This window comes from Martinezella dioscoreae, from assembly GCF_009176305.1.
GTDB classification, from domain to species: Bacteria; Pseudomonadota; Alphaproteobacteria; order Rhizobiales; family Rhizobiaceae; genus Rhizobium; species Rhizobium dioscoreae.
The window spans coordinates 117,157-135,732 of sequence record NZ_BLAJ01000006.1; the positions used below are offsets into that span (position 1 = coordinate 117,157).

General features: G+C 59.2%; 15 protein-coding genes. 8 read left to right on the top strand and 7 right to left on the bottom strand.

What is annotated here, in order from left to right; translation table 11 throughout:
* The 7 genes from tssF to tssA form a co-directional block, all read right to left on the bottom strand.
* A complete protein-coding gene (gene tssF / locus GDN47_RS23510) occupies window positions 1-1,782 on the bottom strand; it encodes a type VI secretion system baseplate subunit TssF (protein ID WP_152094359.1) in 1,782 nt (593 codons plus the stop codon).
* Window positions 1,775-2,284 carry a type VI secretion system baseplate subunit TssE gene (tssE, locus tag GDN47_RS23515; RefSeq protein ID WP_152094360.1) on the bottom strand — a complete coding sequence of 170 codons (510 nt, stop codon included), beginning with the start codon at window positions 2,282-2,284 and terminating at the stop codon, window positions 1,775-1,777. Before tssE ends, tssF begins: the two co-directional genes overlap by 8 nt.
* Window positions 2,277-3,101, bottom strand: a complete 825-nt coding sequence (locus GDN47_RS23520) for a type VI secretion system accessory protein TagJ (protein ID WP_152094361.1) — start codon at window positions 3,099-3,101, stop codon at window positions 2,277-2,279. Before GDN47_RS23520 ends, tssE begins: the two co-directional genes overlap by 8 nt.
* Window positions 3,098-4,498: a type VI secretion system contractile sheath large subunit gene (gene tssC / locus GDN47_RS23525; protein WP_152094362.1), complete on the bottom strand. Its 1,401-nt coding sequence runs from the start codon at window positions 4,496-4,498 to the stop codon at window positions 3,098-3,100. The genes GDN47_RS23520 and tssC (GDN47_RS23525) overlap by 4 nt, the downstream gene beginning before the upstream one ends.
* 47 nt (window positions 4,499-4,545) lie before the next feature.
* Entirely contained in the window at window positions 4,546-6,024 is a 1,479-nt protein-coding gene (tssC, locus tag GDN47_RS23530; protein WP_095437909.1) for a type VI secretion system contractile sheath large subunit, read from the bottom strand.
* Between the two features lie 109 nt (window positions 6,025-6,133).
* Complete coding sequence (tssB, locus tag GDN47_RS23535; protein WP_069613678.1) at window positions 6,134-6,646, bottom strand: type VI secretion system contractile sheath small subunit; 513 nt, start codon at window positions 6,644-6,646, stop codon at window positions 6,134-6,136.
* 104 nt (window positions 6,647-6,750) lie between these two features.
* A complete protein-coding gene (gene tssA, locus GDN47_RS23540) occupies window positions 6,751-7,791 on the bottom strand; it encodes a type VI secretion system protein TssA (protein ID WP_152094363.1) in 1,041 nt (346 codons plus the stop codon).
* Between the two features lie 230 nt (window positions 7,792-8,021).
* On the opposite strand from tssA, the gene tssH reads away from it, so the two are divergent.
* The 8 genes from tssH to GDN47_RS23580 all read left to right on the top strand — a co-directional run bounded on the left by tssH (window position 8,022) and on the right by GDN47_RS23580 (window position 18,401).
* A complete protein-coding gene (gene tssH / locus GDN47_RS23545) occupies window positions 8,022-10,769 on the top strand; it encodes a type VI secretion system ATPase TssH (protein ID WP_152094364.1) in 2,748 nt (915 codons plus the stop codon).
* Window positions 10,770-10,834: 65 nt separating this feature from the next.
* On the top strand, window positions 10,835-11,311 hold the full coding sequence (locus GDN47_RS23550) for an Hcp family type VI secretion system effector (RefSeq protein WP_069613675.1): 477 nt from the start codon (window positions 10,835-10,837) through the stop codon (window positions 11,309-11,311).
* 115 nt (window positions 11,312-11,426) lie between these two features.
* On the top strand, window positions 11,427-11,975 hold the full coding sequence (locus GDN47_RS23555) for a hypothetical protein (protein ID WP_113352219.1): 549 nt from the start codon (window positions 11,427-11,429) through the stop codon (window positions 11,973-11,975).
* 6 nt (window positions 11,976-11,981) lie between these two features.
* Complete coding sequence (tssI, locus tag GDN47_RS23560; RefSeq protein ID WP_152094365.1) at window positions 11,982-14,306, top strand: type VI secretion system tip protein TssI/VgrG; 2,325 nt, start codon at window positions 11,982-11,984, stop codon at window positions 14,304-14,306.
* 6 nt (window positions 14,307-14,312) lie between these two features.
* Window positions 14,313-15,374 carry a DUF2169 family type VI secretion system accessory protein gene (locus tag GDN47_RS23565; RefSeq protein WP_152094366.1) on the top strand — a complete coding sequence of 354 codons (1,062 nt, stop codon included), beginning with the start codon at window positions 14,313-14,315 and terminating at the stop codon, window positions 15,372-15,374.
* Window positions 15,374-16,990, top strand: coding sequence for a PAAR-like domain-containing protein (locus GDN47_RS23570; RefSeq protein WP_152094367.1), 1,617 nt, complete (start codon window positions 15,374-15,376; stop codon window positions 16,988-16,990). Before GDN47_RS23565 ends, GDN47_RS23570 begins: the two co-directional genes overlap by 1 nt.
* A gap of 12 nt (window positions 16,991-17,002) precedes the next feature.
* Window positions 17,003-17,674 (top strand): T6SS immunity protein Tdi1 domain-containing protein, encoded by a 672-nt coding sequence (locus GDN47_RS23575; RefSeq protein ID WP_152094368.1) that lies wholly within the window; start codon window positions 17,003-17,005, stop codon window positions 17,672-17,674.
* A 514-nt stretch (window positions 17,675-18,188) separates the two neighbouring features.
* On the top strand, window positions 18,189-18,401 hold the full coding sequence (locus GDN47_RS23580) for a hypothetical protein (RefSeq protein ID WP_152094369.1): 213 nt from the start codon (window positions 18,189-18,191) through the stop codon (window positions 18,399-18,401).
* Window positions 18,402-18,576: the final 175 nt, after the last annotated feature.

Below are 18,576 nucleotides of genomic sequence, written 5' to 3' on the forward strand. Positions count from 1 at the left end.
TCACAATAGCGGCCGCTCGGCGGCGCGCGCCGGCCAGACGGCGATTGGTTTCGATTGCCCCTTCATCGAGATGGAAAGGCGAGTGAAGCTGTTGATCGAGGTGTAAAGCCCGAAAAACCGGTCGAGGACACTGCCGAAGAGATAGGCCGAAGGCCTGTCGATGGCGGCCGGATCAAACTCCAGGATGATATCGGTGCCCGTCACCATCCCGCCGCCGCCAAGCCGCGTCATCGAGCTTTTGGCGTCGACCCGCACAAGAGCATCCGCGAGCAGTCTGGTTTCGCGGCTGTCCCTGAAAGCATAGAGCGCAAGAATATCCTTCAGCGCGGCGCCATCATTGTCGAATATGGAAAGATGATTGAGCTGGAGATGCGACATGAGCCGCCAGTTGCGCCCTTGCTGCTCGTTCATTCGCACGGAAGGCGTAGGTGCCATCAAGGCTTCGACTGAGCCGACTGCCTCGCTGCCGGAAGCCAGCTGCAGATAGGGATGGCCGCCGCCAAAGGGCAATTGCTCCGGCAGTTCGCGGTTAAGGCACAGCGCGTCTATGCTCGCGATCTTGTCAAGCGGACCGCTTGCCCGGCGAGCGCGGTCTACGAACGCGATTTCCATGTCCGAGGTATGGTCATCGGCGTCAAAGCGGCGCGTGCATTGCCAAAAGAGCGTAGAGGCTCCGCCCTTCAGGCTGCGACCGAAGAAGGGTTGGCACTCTTCCTCGTCCCCAGTGCGCGCCGACACGACCACCTTCTCGATCGCATAGATCTCCCGCGTCTTCTGCCGTCTGGCATCGGGAAGCACGCGATATTCGGTGCGCGCACCGTCGAGTGCGATCGGTTCGCAACTCTGGCGAAACAAGTTTACGATCGGAGTGGCATTCAGGACGAAATCCCGGGCGGAGATGGCGCGCTCCAGCTTTACGCTGCTTTCATCGAGATAAATGAAGATTTCCAGCGTTTCGCCACGCCAGGCCTTCAGGCCGACGATATCGATGAAGAGGAATTTCTGCGGCAAGGCGAAGAATTCCGTCAGCAGACGATAACCGGTGAAGCTTGAGCTGGGATAGGGCAGGATCGCCTCGTCCGGCTCGAAGCCGACCGGGCGGAGCGCGGCCGCCGGCAGCGTGACCGGCGCTCGATCATCGGCGTGGTGGGCAAGCGCGATGCCGAGCGTGTGATTGACGAGAAGCTCGTAAATCGCGACGGCCTGCTGCCAGGACGAACCGATATGAAGCCGCAGCCTGTCCACGCCGATCTCACTGAGCGGCTTGTTGGCATCCCGTGCCCGGATCGACAGGCGAAGACAACCGGCCGCACCTGCATGAGGGGAGGGCGGCGCGCTGATCGGGTGGCCAGTCAGCGAAGCCGAGACGATCTCGATCGGCGCGACCAGCGTATCCTGTGTCGTGCGGAAGCGGCAGCTCTCGCCGCCAATCGGCTCCGCGAAGATTTCGGTGTGACGCGGCAGGGTTTGCACCGATGTTAGCGTGCTGCTTGGCGTGAGGCGCACGATGCTCATCGAGGGCAATGGCGCGAGATAGTGCGGATAAAGAGTTTCCAGCAACCCATCCGTCAGTTCCGGAAACTCGTCGTCGAGCTTCTGGCGCACGCGGGCGGCGGAATAGGCAAAGCTCTGGATCAGCCGTTCGACATGCGGATCGTCCGCAACCTCGCCGGTCAGGCGTAGCCGGCCGGCGATTTTAGGGAAAGCGTCGGCAAAACGTGCCGCACGCCGACGGATCGCGGCCAGCTCGTCGTTGTAACGCTGCAGGAAGCCGTCAGCCATTATTGGCCTCCACCAGGAAGCGCTGAGTGGAGGGGTCGATCGTCGATTCAAAGCTGATCGGCGGCATACCCTCATGCACGCGGAAGGTCGCGTGGATGCGCAGCCGCAAGGCTCGTTCGCCATTTCCGCGGCTCTTGAGGATACTCACCTGCACATCGGAAAGCCGCGTTTCGAACAGCGTGATGCGCCGCTCGATCAGGTGTGCGAGACGGCTCTTGGCTTCATCGGTGACGAGATTTGCCGAGACCATGCCATCGACCCCGAAGGACACCAGCGCATCGCCGAGTTCATCGTAAATGGAGGGCGGAGCAGTCGGCCGGCGGCGCGTGTTGAGTAGAGCTTCGAGATCGCGGCGAATGCATTCGCGCAGTTCGCGCAGTTGCTCGGCCGCCGTCAGCGGTGGATCCTGCAGGCGATCGGGGTCCCCGTCGATCAGTCGATCGATGATCGACCTCGCGACGATCCTTTCCCGCGGCCTGTAGCGCTCCAACGGATCAGCCATGGGCGGCGCGCCTCGTCCCGGCAGAGTTTGCAGCGACTTCCAGCGACTTCAGATCATGGAAGGAAACCAGATCGTCGCCCGCCAGGAAGCACTTTTGGCCGCGGCCGGTCGTAATGCCCGTCGGCTCGTCGACCCATTCGGTCTCGCGGCCCAGCAGCAGCTTGGCGCCTGTCGTGCCGTGATAGATCGCCGGCAGCAGTACGGGCGCGCTCGCGCCGTCCACGAGCTCAAGCTCGGCCCTGCGGAAAGCGAGATCGCGGGGGCGGGCAATCGGCTCAAGGCGAAGCGCGGCAATCCTGGAAAAGTCGATCCACAGATAGGAGCCGCCGGTCATGATGACCTCAAGAGCATGCGGGATCCGATCGTCTAGATCTCGAAGGTCCGAAACAAGCTGGCCATTCCAGCGCATCGGCCGTTCGCCCCTGATCGCCTCAAGGGATTGCAGCGCCGCGGCCGTATCCGAAGAATGGTCGCGATGGGCGATCGCCACCTTCATGGCCGCCTGATCGAGCGCCGTCGGGCCGTTCGGGAATTCCGGCACCGCCGTTTCCTCGAACCAGGCCAAACGTGCAGCCATCGCACGAAGCTGGTTGCGCAGCATAGCGAAGCCCATCATGTCTTCCGGCGCGAATGTTGTCGCGATATTGCACTGCGCATCGGCTCGCGCGTAATCACCGGCAAGGATCAGAAGATCGATCAGAATATGCCTGCCATCCTTGTCCGTCGGCGCTGCCTTTACATGTGCCTTCGCCTGCTCAATTGCGTCGTCGAGCGCGTTTTCGCTAAGAGCTTCGGCAATCCTGGCGGAGAGCGTCATGCGGACATCCTTTGCGTGTTCGCGGGGCGGGAGAATGCATAGGTCGCATTCGCCGTCTCCGCGATGAGGTGAAAACTTGTCGAGACGTCGTCGAGCTGAAAATGCGGCTGCAGCCGTACCGTGCAAGCGAACATGCCCGGCTTGCCGGGAATTTCATCGACGCTGATGCCGGCCGAGCGCAACGGGAAACGCGTGCGCAGCGACAGGTCGGCGTCGTCGTTGCCGAGCGTGTAGGTTGACAGCCAATCGTTCAGCTTGCGTTCAATGGAGGCACTATCGGCGAGCTTGCCGATGTCATCGCGCATGATGACCTTGAGATAGTGCGAGAAGCGCGAGGCGCACAGCACATACTGCAGCATCGCTGCGATGCGGGCATTTTGCCGGGCATGCTCGCTCGAATAATGCGGCGGCGCATGCAGAGACTGATTGGAATTGAAGATCGCCGACGAGGAGAGATATGTCGTAGCGACAGGGACTATGCCGAGCTCGCACAACTGCTGCTCCTGTCCATTGGTCAGACGAATTTCGACGGGAGCCTGTTGCGACAACCCGTTGCTTTCGATGCCGAGATCATAGGGAGCGAGCTCCTCCGCGCTCAGCATGCCGCCATCGATGGCGTCCTGCGTCACCCCACGAATATCGGCGAACCAGCCGGTTTCGATGAAATTGCGGATGACGATCATCGCGAAAGCGAAGGCACCATTGCCCCAAAGCAAGGTGCTGCCATCGGCTGCGATGCTTTCGCGGAAAGGGAACCGATCGTCGCGCTCGCGCGAAAACGCCTCATAGGGCGCGCGCATCAGGATCCGTGGGGCGACCAGTCCGAGGAAACGGGAATCCTCGCGCGCGCGAAGCCCATTCCAGCGGATGCGGGTGGGATCATAGGCCAACCAGGAAAAGTCCTGAACGCGATTGAGCTCGTCAAAATCCTGCAGGCCGATGGCTTGTGGTGCGGCGGCGGCTACGAACGGGCAGAAGGCAGCGGCGGCGGCCATGCCGATCTGCGTGAGCGCGCCGACCGTATCGCCGCCGACCCGATCTTGTGGAGAAAGCTCGTAGTCGCCGATCAACAGACCGAACGGCTCTCCACCGGGCATGCCGAATTCGCGACTGTAGATCAGCTCGAAGAGATGGCTCTGGTCGAATTCCGTCGTTCGCTCCAGATGCCGCGTCAGCTGAGCCCAGCTGACGCTGAGGATCTTGACCTTCACCTCTTCCGATCGGCCGGTGTGACGCATGAGCATGGCGAGTCCGCGCCACCGCGCTTCCATTGCCTGGAAGTCCGGATGGTGCAAGATGGCATTGACCTGCTTGTTGAGCGCATCGTCGATCATGGCGATCACGCGATGCACCTGACGCGGCCAGGCTGCTCTCGGTTCCGTCGTTGTCACGGTCATGGCGCTGACTGAAGGCGCGCGGCGAGGAGATCGCCGCGCCGCCCCTCCTAGTTCTTGCTCGGAATGCGCGCGACCATGCGAAGCGAGGTGGTCAGCTCTTCCATCTGCAGCCAGGGGCGCATCCAGGCGACGGCGTTGTAGGAGCCCGGCTTGCCCGGAACTTCCTGGACGGTCACCTTGGCATCGCGCAGCGGATATTTGGCGCGAGATTCCTCGCCTGCATCGTCGTTCGCGTTGACGTAGTTGGCGATCCAGCGGTTGAGCCAGTTCTCGCAATCCTGCGCTTCCATGAAGGAGCCGATCTTGTCGCGTCCCATGACCTTCAGATAATGGGCGAAGCGCGAGGTGGCCATCATGTAGGGCAGGCGCGCGGAAACCGCGGCATTGGCCGTTGCTTCAGGCTTGTCGTAAACCTTCGGCTTGTGAGTCGTCTGCGCGCCGAAGAACACGGCGTAATCAGTGTTCTTGTAGTGGCAGAGCGGCAGGAAGCCCAGTTTGCCGAGTTCGGCGTCGCGACGGTCGGTGATGCCGACTTCGGTCGGGCACTTGAGGTCGAGGTCGCCATCGTCGCTCGAGAAGATGTGCATCGGCAGGTTTTCGACCTTGCCGCCGTTTTCCGCGCCGCGAATTGCCGTGCACCAGCCGCTCTGCGCAAAGGCATCCGTCAGCCGCGTTCCCATCACGTAGGCTGCATTCATCCAGCAGTAGGAATTATGTTCGAGTTCGCCGGTCTTCGAATGATCGGTTTCGTCGAAAGCGAAGTCGTCGATCGGATTGGTCTTCGGGCCATAGGGCATGCGGGCAAGCACGCGGGGGAGGGCGAGTGTCACGAAGCGCGAATCCTCGCTCTCGCGCAGGCTGCGCCACTTGGCATATTCGACCGTTTCGAAGATCTTTTCCAGGTCACGCGGACGGGCGAGTTCGCGATAGTCATCGAAGCCGAACATGCGCGGGCTTGCGGCCGAAATGAACGGCGCGAAAGCGGCGGCTGCGATCGACGAAATCGCCTGCAGCGTCTGCACGTCATCGAAGGAATTGTCGAATTCGTAATCGCCGATAAGGGCGCCCATGGGCTCACCGCCCGGCGTGCCGAATTCGTCTTCGTAGATCGACTTGAAGAGCCGCGACTGATCGAACTCTACCGCCTTTGCGAGATCCTTGGAAACATCCCGCTTGGAAGCGTTCAGCACACGGATTTTCAGGTTGACGCTGGTCTCGCTGTTCTTGACGAGATATTGCAGGCCGCGCCAGCTGCCTTCCAGCTTGGTGAATTCAGGCGATTGCATGATCGCGGCAAGCTGACGTGAAATTTTCCGGTCGAGCTCGGCGATCGCCTTGTTGAGCGTTACCGTCAGGTTGCGGTCATAGGTGACGGTGCCCTTGAGGGCCTGATCGGTCAGCGTCCTCAGGAGATCCTGGGCACGATCGGGCTCGGTCTGCCTGGTGGCCGCCACGATCTGCGACAGCAGATTTTCCTCGGGCGCGAACTCGGCCTCTTTGGTCTTCAGTTGGCTTTCAGCGCTCATTTTTCGATCCTTGCGGAAATGCGGGCGATACCGATGGAGTTCAAATCTGTCGTTATCGGCCGCTTGAAACGAAACTGGGCGATCGGCTTAGGCTGATCGCCGACGACGATCAGCTTGCGGCGGGCTTTTCGGCCAATCCGAGCTCGGACATCAGCTTGGAAAGATCAGCCTTGTTCTGGAGCACGTCTTCCAGCAGCCGCTCCAGCTCTTCCGAACGGTCGGCCTTGCTCATGAGGTCGCGGAGCTGGTTGCGCGCATCGAGGAGGGCCTTGAGCGCCGGGACCTGACTGACGATGGAACCCGGTTCGAAATCCCGCATGCTTTCGAATTTCAGCGAGACGGGAAGCTGCGAGCCGTCGCCCTCCAGCGTGTTTTCGACAGAAATGTTCAGGCCGGGCGTCATGCGCCGCATGACGTCATCAAAATTATCGCGATCGATCTGAACGAATTTGCGCTCGCCGAACGGTTTCAGCGGTTGGGTCGGGTTACCCGAGAAGTCGCCGAGAACGCCGACGACGAAAGGCAATTCCTTGACGACCATCGCACCTTCGGTCTCCACTTCATACTTGATGTGGACCCTGGGCTTGCGCACTCGCTCGAGCTTTTCGTGAACACTCGCCATAAAGTTTCTCCTTCCATGCCAGCGGCAAATTCGCTCTACAGATGTGGCGCAACTCGACTTTGGAAAGGGCCGGTTGCAAAAAGTTCAGAGGATGGTTGTATTTCTCACCCATTCTTATTCGATTTCAGCTGAATGCCTGCCGCCGTCAGCACGGCGTTGCGAGCCTGCTGTTCTGGCAGCAATTCGGCCAGTAGTTCGGAAAAATCCATGCGGCCGCGCCTGACCATCGTCTCGATTGACATCGAGATCGGAGAGTGGGGTTCGGTGCGGCGGAAGTAGCGCGCGACGGCAAGCAGCAGCTCGAAGGCTTCCTCGCGCGAGCCGATCTGTTCAGCGCTCAACGCGCGCGGACGTGTTTGCGCCTGCTCGCCGTCCTCCGGCTGCGGTTCCATCGCAGCCACGGCCTCAGACGATTCGATGCCGGCGAGAGAGCGAAGCGCCAAGGCCGCCTCTTGCAGAACATTATGCGTATTGGAACTCGGCGGTGCCATCTGCCCGCAGCGCTCGTTCAGGATGGATACGAGCCGGTCGAAGGCGGCAATGCAGCCATTGACCGTTTCAAGATGCGAACTCATCGCCGTCGTGCCTGCATCGAGAACTGCCTGATTTAACTCGTCACGCCGCTTCACTTCGTTGGGCCGTTGCGACAGCTGAAAGTCCCAGAGGGAAAACTGGCCGAATTTCACGCCAGGAATGAGCGGCGACAACCTGATCGCTTGGATGATGGTTCCTTCGCCGCCGATGCCATTGAGGCCCGAAAGCGGGGCAAGTCGTTCCTCGATATCGTCGACGCCGACGGAATGAAATTTCTCCCAATGCTTGTCCAAAAGCGACGCGATTGCATGATAGACGTCCCGCAACCCTTCGAAACCGCGCAGACGTAATTCCGCTTCAGCCAACCATGCTAATACTTCGAGGTCCTTACTTTTTGAAGAAATAATCTGCAATCCGAGATTGCTGACATCTGTCCAAAGAGGCGAAATGCTAATATTTTCGCCCGGAGATATACCTCGTTCCGCCGCGCGAGCCTGGTTTCTTGCATCCTTTATTCTATAGTATATTTCGCGCATAGAAGTATTATTGCGAATATTTTCTCCGCAAGGCGCGTTTTCTTCAAATGGATTTTCTATGTCGCGAACGTTCAGCAGGGAATTAACTCCATATCATGAACTACATCGTTAGAGGGCGTGATAGTTAGATCGATATATTCCTTTGTCAACCATGTCTATTCTGCAACAGATTTATGACGATTCCATTTTTTGACCACATGAAAAATTTTTTGTAGTCCATCTGGACGTATGGAAATAACCGCCCTAGTTGTTGCCGCGATTTGGAGCGTGTGGTTGAAATGTAACCAGAGGGAGGAAACTTCTAGGTGTCGAACATCGATCTCAATCGTCTGATCAGAACGCTTGAGCCAGCATTGCGCGTCGGTCTCGAGGCTGCGGCGTCGCTCGCAGCACGTGATCGCCATGCGAATGTCGATGTCGCACATTGGATATTGTCGTTGCTGGATGTATCCGAAGTTAGCTCTTTGTTTGAAGAGCTTAGCGTTTCTTCCGCGGCGCTCCGCGCCGAGCTTGATAGCGCCATCGCCGACCTGCCGAGAGGCGATGGTGCCGCACTGGTGCTCTCTCAAAATTTGCTCGCTCTGATGCGCGAGGCATGGCTTGTCGCGTCGCTCCAATGTGGGCGGAGCCACATCACGCTCGCCGATCTTTTGACCGCGTTGAGCGACGACCAGTCGCTGCGAATCATGGCGCGGGGCATGGCGCCTTCGCTGCGCGGCCTTGATCGCAACGCGCTCGAAAAAAAATTGAACGCGACTTCCGCTTCCGATGGCGCATCGTCATTGTCAGAGAATTCCGAAACCGTTACCGCCGCCGGCGAGAACGAATTCCTGCGCCTCTACACACGCGATATGACGGCGGATGCAAGACTTGGTCGTATCGATCCGGTCATCGGGCGTGATCGCGAGCTGCGCCAGGTGATCGATATCCTGATGCGCCGCCGGCAGAACAATCCGATGCTGGTTGGCGAAGCGGGTGTCGGCAAGACTGCCGTTGCCGAGGCGCTGGCGCTGGAAATTGAGGCCGGCAACGTGCCTGACATGCTGAAGCCGGTACGGATTCTTCTTCTCGATCTTAGCCTGCTGCAGGCTGGCGCCGGCGTGAAAGGCGAGTTCGAGCGCCGCTTGCATGGCGTTGTCGCGGCTGTGCGAGCTTCTATCGAACCGATCATCCTGTTCATCGATGAGGCACATGGCCTGATCGGTGCCGGCGGCCAGGCCGGGCAGGGGGATGCCGCCAATATTCTGAAACCGGCGCTGGCGCGCGGTGAGCTCAGGACGATCGCGGCCACGACATGGAGCGAATACAAGCGCTATATCGAGAAGGATGCGGCGCTGACCCGGCGCTTCCAGGTCGTTCAGGTGCTTGAGCCCGACGAAGAAACGGCAATCCGCATGTTGCGTGGCGTCGTCGGCAGCTTCAAGGCTCACCACAAGGTACGCATTCGCGAGGAGGCGCTCGCGGCAGCCGTCCGCCTCTCGGCGCGCTATATCCCGGCGCGGCAATTGCCCGACAAGGCGATCAGCCTCATCGATACCGCCGCGGCAGCCGTCTCGCTGGCCCGGCAGACCGTTCCCGAGGCGCTCAAGGAATTGCGCAACGAGCAGCAGATGCTCGAGGTTGAAGCCGCCGCGCTTTCCGCCGAGCCGCCGACCCCGGATATCGTCGAGCGTCTTGCGATCATCGAGGGCGAAAAGGGCGAGGTGGTAGGTGAGATCGAACGGCTACAGGCCAAGCTCGACGCTGAAATCAGGCTATCGGCTGAGGCCGATCGCATCGAAGCCGCGCTCGGCGGTCCTGATGATCAGCAGGTGGAAGAGGGCATTCGCCAGCGCGGCGGCAACGTTGCTCTTTTCCCGCCCAATGGCTTATCCGTCGAGGTCAATCGCGCGGCCCTCGTACAGGCCGAGCGCAGTCTTGCCGACGTTGCTGGCGAAACGCCGTTGGTTCCCCGCGTGGTCGACAAGGAAGTGATCGCCGGGATCGTCGCGCGCTGGACCGGCATTCCCGTTGGCAAGCTCTTGTCCGATCAGGTCGAAACGGTCAAGACGCTCGATGCAAGGCTGAAGGAGCGGGTGCTCGGACAGGATAACGCGATCGCACGGATTTCGGCCGCTATGCGGTCCGCCCGCGCCGGCCTTTCCGACCCACGTCGTCCGCCCGCCGTCTTCCTGCTCGTCGGCATGTCGGGAACCGGCAAGACCGAGACGGCGCTTTCGCTGGCCGATCTTCTTTATGGCGGCAGCCAGTATCTGACGACCATCAACATGTCCGAGTTCAAGGAGGAGCACAAGGTTTCGCTGCTGCTCGGATCTCCCCCCGGTTATGTCGGCTATGGCGAGGGCGGCGTCCTGACCGAGGCCGTCCGCCGTCGTCCCTATGGCGTGCTGCTACTGGATGAGATCGATAAGGCGCATCCGGGCGTCCAGGAAGTATTTTACCAGGTTTTCGACAAGGGAACGCTGCGCGACGGCGAGGGCCGGGACATCGATTTCAAGAACACCACCATCGTGATGACCGCCAATACCGGCTCGGAATTGCTGGCGGCTCTGGCGGCAGACCCGGAAACTTTGCCTGAGGGCGAGGCGCTGGAAGCGCTACTGCTTCCCGAATTGCAGAAACACTTCAAGCCGGCCTTCATCGGCCGCACGACCGTTCTGCCCTTCATGCCGCTGAACGGCGAGACGTTGAGCGGGATCGTCGACATTCAGATCGGCCGCATCCGTGATCGCGTCGCCGCCTCGTACGGCACAATCGTTTCGCTCGCCCCCGAAGCCCGCGAGGCGCTGGTTGGCCGCGCCAAGGCGAGCGAGATGGGCGCGCGTGCCATCGAAACCATGATTGGCCGCGATCTTCTGCCCGAGCTTTCGACCTTCTTCCTCGACGCGGTTGCGCAGGGGCGCAAGGTTGGCGGCATCACCATCAGCTTTCACGATCACCGCTTTCTCATCGAGGAGGATCCGGTGGGCGACCACGAATTCGCTGGCCCCGAGGAAGGCGGCACGGCGAATAAAGCAGCCCCGGACGAACACAGCGCCCGGATGCGGCATTAGACGGAAGGGTAACCCCGCCCTGCAGCGACAGGGCGAATTCAAATCTCAACAGGAGAGTTCAGAGCATGCCGATTTATCTGCAGATCGACGGAATTCAGGGTGACGCAACCCACGAGCAGCACAAGAAGTGGATGGACATCGAAGTCATCCACTGGAATGTCTCGCGCAACATGAAGACGTCAGCCGGTTCGGCTGCCAACCGCGAGGCTTCCGAGCCGACCGTTTCGGAAGTTATCCTGACCAAGGTCAGCGATTCCTCGTCGACGAAGCTGTTCCAGGAAGCATGCTCGGGCCGCACCGGCAAGCAGGCCGTGATCCATCTGGTAACGACCGGCAACCCGGGCGATACCTACATCGAGTACACGCTCACCAACACGCTGATCGCCAGCTACTCGGTCGATTCCAACGGCGACCGCCCGGTCGAGACGATCAAGCTCAACTTCACCAAGATGGAAGTGAAGTACACGCCTTACGACGACTCGCAGACGCCGCAGTCGCCGATGATCGCATCCTACGACCTGGCAACGACCAAGGCTGCCTAACATCAGTATCGTTTTCCGGCGCGCTGGCATCAGCGCGCCGGAAGCGCGTCCGCTGCCAGATCGTGTTTTGGCGCGATCGGCATGTTTCGGCAAACGTCCCTCAAAAGAGGTCGCCATGGTAGATTTTTCCGTTTCGTCAGCGGCACTGCAAATGGAGCCCGTGAAGCAGGCCGATCTTCCGCCCGTGAAGCGTGCAGGCCGCGGGCCGTCCTACGACTATTTTTCCTATCAAAGCGGCCCGCGCGAATTCGCGGCGCGTGGTCAGGCGATGGGAGCCGCCGCATCGCTTTTCCGGATGTTCTCCGAAAAAGCCAACGAGATGTCGCTGACGCATTGGCTCCAGCGATGGCTGCGCAACAACGAGGCGCATATCATTCGCGAGATGGATACCAACCATCATTCGGTGTTCGTTGCGCAATTCAATTATTCCGTCACCGACGGCGAAACACGGGTCCTGATGGCGCGCGGTGCCTATCTGCTTGGCACAGTGCCGAACCGCGCCGATATCGGCAAGATCCTGACCCCGCAGGTACTCTATGGCCCGGGCATGCACGAGACGCTGCCGAACGGCACTTTGTTCCAAATCGTCTATCTCGTTGGCGGCCGCAAACAGCAGATCGGCAGTACCGGCACCGTAGGGTCGGCAAGCTCATTGGTAGGATAAGCGCAGATGAACGATCAGCCCTCGGCCAATGATTTCATCCAGGCGACCCGAAACCTCAGGGTTTCCTCACCGCTTGGAACGGACCAACTCCTGCCGGAGCGAGTGATGATCACGGAAGGCGTTTCGTCGCTTTTCGACATCCGCCTCTCCGTACGCGCCAAGCGTGAAGTCATCAAGCCGGAGGAGCTGATCGGTCGCCTGATCGATATATCCCTGGAGGTCCAGCAGGATGAAGACGGTGGCGATGGCGTTCGCCGTCCATTCAACGGCTTGGTCACCGCGCTTCAGGAGGGGCCGCCGATCACGCGCGGCCTGCGTTCCTACTCGATGGTGATTAAGCCGCAGATGTGGCTGCTATCACAGCGATCGGATTGCCGCATCTGGATGGACAAGACCAGCATCGATATCGTCGAAACGCTGTTTTCCGAACACGGGATTCCCGCCCCGGATGTGTCCGGTGTCGTCACACCGCCGCCGCCACAGCATTATTCCGTGCAGTGGAACGAAACGGATCTAGATTATCTGACCCGCCGCTTTGAGGAAGACGGTCTCTTCTACTGGTTTTCGCATGAGGAGGGCAGCCACCGGCTGCATGTCGCCGATGGCGCCAACTCATGGGCCGGCCCGTCTCCATCGGCGCAGGGAGAGGGGCGCGTGCGCCTTGCCCAAGGCTCGACAGACCGCAACCACATCAGCGATTGGGCGAAGCATTACGCCTATGTTCCAGGCCAGCGCGCCGGCGCCGACTGGAATTTCGAAACGCCGCAAATGGTGCCGGGCACGACCACGCCGTCATTGGTGCAGATGCCGGGCGCGATGAAAAGCGAGCTTTACGAATATCCGGCCCGCATTTCATCCGTTGCGGAAGCCGAGAGGGCGCAGAAGCTGCGCATGCAGGCGAGCGAGGCAGACCATAATCGGGTCGTCGGCCGATCGTCATCGCGCATATTAGAGGCCGGCCGGCGATTTACGCCTTACGAAGTGGCGCATCCCGAACATGTCTATGAAGAGCATGTTATCATTCGCGCCACCCATTATGCGGTCGACCCCTCTTACGAAACCAATGCGGATCAGCCGGAATATACCAACGAATTCGAAGCGGTGCCGTCGCGAGTCGCAATGACGCCGCATCGCACAACCGAACGGCCGCGCATCCGCGGCACGCAGGTCGCGATCGTTGCCGGTCCTTCGGGTGAGGAAATCCATCCCGATCAATATGGCCGCATCAAGCTCTGGTATCCCTGGGACCGCCGCGCCAAGAAGGATGGATCGGACACCTGCTGGGTGCGCGTCGCCCAGAGCTGGGCCGGCGGCACCTGGGGCGGCCAGGTCATCCCGCGCATCGGCATGGAAGTCATGGTCGCCTTCATCGACGGCGATCCGGATCGGCCGCTGGTGACGGGCGTGGTGCCGAACCCGAGCAACGGCGTGCCCTACGACCTACCTGCCAACAAGACCCGTATGGTGCTGCGCTCCAATACGCATAAGGGCACCGGCTTCAACGAGATGACCTTCGAGGACGATGCCGGCCGCGAAAACATGTTCTTCCACGCCCAGAAGGACCAGACGACGCGCGTGCGCAACGACCGTACCAAACGCGTCGACCGCCACGAAGTCGCCTCCATCGGCGGCAACCGCGCGGTCGAAGTGAGCGGTAACCAGAAGCACGAGATCGGTGGATCGGTGAATACGGTTGTGGGCGGTACCGGGCCGATGGCCATGGCGTTGATGGGGGCGGTGCAGGGACTTTCGGGGCAGACGGCCGGATTGCTTTCACAGGCAGGTCAGATCGCGGGCGGGGGTGGGGAGGGACTTGCCGCATTCGCCGGCACTATTGCCTCCTCCGCCTTGGGCTTCCTTGGATTGGGTGGGCTTGGCAGCCGCGAAGGCGTGGTCTCGGGGCCAAATCCGAGGGCGGATGCAGGAACGAATCTGTCTGGTTCCGGCAGTGGGTTGGGCGAAGCGGCAAGCGGCCTCTTTCCACTTCCGGGCATCATGAACACCGTCGTCGGGTCGTTCAAATCGGACACCATCGGCATTGCAAGAGCCGAGCAGATCGGCGTCAGCAAGGTGACGCATGTCGGTCAGACGTCCCTCGAAAAGGTCGGAAAATTCAAGAAAGTGATCGTGGGCGACGAATTCGTCATAGAATGCGGCGCCTCCAAATTCATCATGCGCCAGGACGGCACGGTCATCATTCTGGGGACGCACTTCAACTTTACTGCATCCGGTCCGACGCAGATCAACGGCAAGGTCGTCGATCTCAACAAGCCCGGCGGCGGCTTCGCCGAAGCTTCGCCGACATCGTCGGATACGACAGCGCAGGGCTGAGGCGCCATGTCGGTAGACAATCGCACACCTTTTCCGGCACTCGCTTTCCGGCAATATAATTTGGCGGGGGATTTGCTAGGGGTTGTTGTCGCCAGAGGCACGTTCAAACTGACAAAGGACGGTCCGCTGGTCTTGGACGACAATCAGCAACCATTGGTCATGTCGGATGTCTATGACGGCGATCCGCATGAGGCACCGCAGATGGCTTGCACCGATCTGGCGCCATTCAAGCCGGGTACGGATGTAACTTTTGTCGGAGCTGCCTTTGCGCCAGGCCGTGTCGAGGCGTCGTCCTGGACCTGCGGCCTGAAAGTTGGGTCCGTGCAAAAGCGCCTGCGCGTCCATGGGCCTCGTGTCTGGCGGGCGAAGACTCGCAAGACGTGGCGTGGACTGATCGACAAGGAGAAAGAGGATGCGCTTGACGGGTGGGATCTGACTACGGGAGAGCCTGTGACTTATGTGCCCATTGATTGGCGTTTAGCGTTCGGCGGCAGGATTGAGAACGGCGAGATATTCGAACGGAACCCCCTTGGGATCGGGCTTGTCGATCAGGACCAATACCGTGAAAGATCGGAATGGCCGGCGCCGCAGATTGAGGATGCAGACGAACCGGTTCGCTCCGTCGACGATAGGCCGGCGCCTGCAGGTCTCGGTCCGCTTTCGCCATTCTGGGAGGATCGGATACGGAAAGCCGGTACCTATGACGATGCCTGGCTGAACGAAAGGCATCCTCTGCTACCACATGATTTCGATTTCTCTTTCTGGCAGGCGGCGCATCCGGATTTGGTGGCAAATCCCTGGCTGCAGGGCGACGAAGCCTTTGAGCTAGATCACCTCCTGCCGGGATTAAAGATGTTCCATGGTCGCCTGCCTGGCGTTGGCCTTCAGATTGAAATCGATCGGGGTACAGGCCCGGCGCGTGGCCCCATGGTGCTCGACGGCGTCCATTTCGACATGAGGCCCGGTGTGGGGCGCGTTTTCCTGACCTGGCGGATCGGCTTTCCCTGGCCGGAGCGTCGCGGGCTGCCCAGGATGACTGTTGTCAATCTTTCTGAAGGTGTCAGCTAATGGCCGGCAATCAGCCTGCAGAAACGCCTCCAGAGCCAGAGCCTCTGGAGTATGTACGGATCGATCCCAATAGTAGTTTGCTGTCGGACAACAGCAAGCAAGCCACGAAAGGTCCTCGAATAAGCCCGACGGCAGCCGTTCCACCGCCCCCGGAATTCATTCCCGATGACAGCTCCGCGATTGCGGTTTGCCTGTCGCCGGATGTTTGTCGTTCACCAACTGCACCCGTGCCCTACATGGTATGGGGCAAGGCCGACGATAAACAGAATTACTCCCCGGATGTGAAATCCAACGGGAAGGTTATCAAGCGCTCCGATTCACAATTCACAGCAACTTATGGAGATCAGCCTGGAACGGGACTGGGTGTAAAATCAGGCACTGTGGGAAACGTCGTAACGCCGGTGACCTCGTCCAATATCGTGCGAGCAAACGGCATACCGGTACAGCGCCATACGGATCGTTGTACGTTGAACAACGGCAACTGCCCTGGCGAATATGTCAATGTAAAATCCACGGAAGTGAGTCTGCCACCCGACGGCAATGATAGCCAGAATAGAAGCTGGTGGGATGCCGCCAAAGATACGGGTGGCGATTTTTGGAAAGGGATGACTGCAACATCGGGTACAGCTTCCACCGGTGAGGGAATATTCAATAAAGTTGGCGAATGGTGGCATGATCCCTCTCAGATCGGCCGGGACGCGCAATCTGCCTATGATAGTATTCCGACAGGCGCAGAGATTTGGCAGGGCACGAAGAACATTGCCGGCGGCGCGGCGCATGTGGCTGGTGAGGTCTGGAACGATCCGGTCGGCAGCGCAAAGGCGACGGGTGGCTGGGTGAAAGATCAGGCCGTCGGGGCTTGGCAGGGAGTTGAAGGGGGGTACGAGAAGCACGGTATTGCTGGCGCAGCCGGTGCGGTCGTTGGCCTCGCAGTCGAGGTCGTCAACCCCTTGAAAAAGCTTAAGATGCTTGAGAGGGCCGCCGAGGTTGCGGAGGAACTGGGCGATCTGAAAAAGGCCGAAAAACTCAGGAAAGAAGCAGAGGAGATCAGGGAGAAGGAAAGGCAGGCGGAGCGAGCTCGCAAGGCCGAGGAGGAGGGGAAGGATGGAGCGCGGAGTACGCGTGTAATTCCAGAGAAAGACGTTGAATGCTTTAAGAAGCCGCCGCACCTCTCCGATGAAGAGTTTGATAAACAACTTAATGAGCAAATGGACGCACTCAAAGACATCGATGCTGATACATTGCTCCAACGGCGGCAGGCTATTCGAGACGCAGGCGGTACATCACCGCTTAGAGATCTTAATGCTCAAACACAGGCGCGACGCGACTACGAAAGCAGCAGAATGGAAGAGCTTGCACAGGATGGTATTGTTGGTCAGGAGGCAGCAGACAAGGTTGCTGACGAGATGTCGCAACTTGCGGCAACACATCGGCTTGATATTATCGCCGGCGGTGATCCCAGCGATATTTCTGGATTGGGAGACAAAGGAGTTAATTCTTCTCTAGGTTCGCAGTGGAAGGGGCGTAGATCACAATCTCTCGAGGATTATGCTCGTGAAATGAAAGAAAATGGACTTGGAAAAGAAAAGATGAAAGTTCATCTAAAGAAATGCTAAGGTATATTTGATATGAACAAGCTTTATGAAGACATAATACGCAAATTTGGAGAACCGGCTTCGAACGCCTCGTTTACGGAAGAGGAACGTTTGGCACTTCGGAAATCTTTTCCGGACCAAGTCGCCGATTTTTGCTTTGACATTGGTCGGTCGGTGTTGCGTGAAGGGCTTATTCAATCGTGCCATCCCGATGATATGAGGGGAGTCCTAGCGCTTATTTTCGGTGCTGACAGAGATTTTTCGCACAACAATTGCCATGCTTTTGCTTATTCTGCTTTTGGAGTTATTTTCTTTTGGATGAAAGATTATGGATACGGCAATATCAGTGTTTACGAAGGCCGTTTGACGCAGAAGAATTTTGTGAAGGGGCAGCCTGCAGGAGCGGCGGCTGCCAATGCGGTTTCAGTACCGTTCTGGTTATCGGATCAGGCGCTGGATTTTGAGGACGGAGTCGGCAAACCACTATTCAAGCGAGCTTCTAAGAAGCTCGGATTTCTCGAAACTGGAGAATGTTACGGATTCGTGCCTGCTTTGGCTCTCGGAGGAGTTTCAGATATCGCCCACCTCAAGCGCCTAAAGGCGTCCGAGCATTTTGCTATCGTCGCGCAGACTATGGAATACAATCTTATCGACGTTCAAGGATATGGCCAGTCCGTGGTCGTGCGCCCGATAGGGCCGCGATAGCCTTTTCGCAAGTCCTCGAGAAGAGTGGGGCGTGATCAAACCACTTCCCGATATCTACCGCCTGCAAAATGAGTTGCTTATGAACCGGAAAAAAGCGCCGCAAGAGATCGTGCGCCCCGCAGCTTTTCTGCGCCAGTGCTTGGGCTTGGGCTTGGCGAATGGCGCGGCGCCTTGCTCCTGTGACTACGCTCCCGGTCTCGGCCACCTGCTTTAGCTGTTCAATTGGCGCGCTGTCGCTGACGCCGAGCCGAGCGGCGGCGGCAGGCCGCGAAAGCCCTTCAACCCGTTCGCGCGAATCAACCGAATATCCGACTATCGATACTGGCCTCCTGCCGGATGGTGGCGCTCGTCGATCATCACGGTCCTCTTCCGAGAAAACCAAAGGTAAGCACGATGCCAGCGGCGAGGGGGCTAAACCTCGCACTTTCGCACGGACTGGCGAAAACCCCTAAGCCGCAGTCCGGACTGCACTCAAGCCATTTGAAACGGTCGCTCAACTTGACTGGAGAGTACTTTGCCAAAGGCTGCAAGAATTCTTGACGTTGCACCACATGACGATTACGTCGTGACGGCAAAAGAAGTGATCGAGGGTTTCTTTCTTAGGTTGGAGCAGGAAGTGGAAGTTCGCCTGGTCGCCGCGGCTCTACGTGCGGGGTGGCCTGCGAACGAGGCGCCGGATGTCATCGATCAGCTCCGGTTCGAAGCCGGTGGACAGCGGATGGATTGAGGCGCGCCCCTTGTGGAGCTCCCTTCCAGCGTAATCAGCACCCTCAGGCACTGTGTCCAACCTGATGCCTTCCAGGATTTTTTCAATCACTATTTCAGAGCGCGCAGCTGGTGAATTGGAGGCGGCCTGATTGGCTCTTCCTCCAATTTCCCATTCATACATACTCGATAATTCG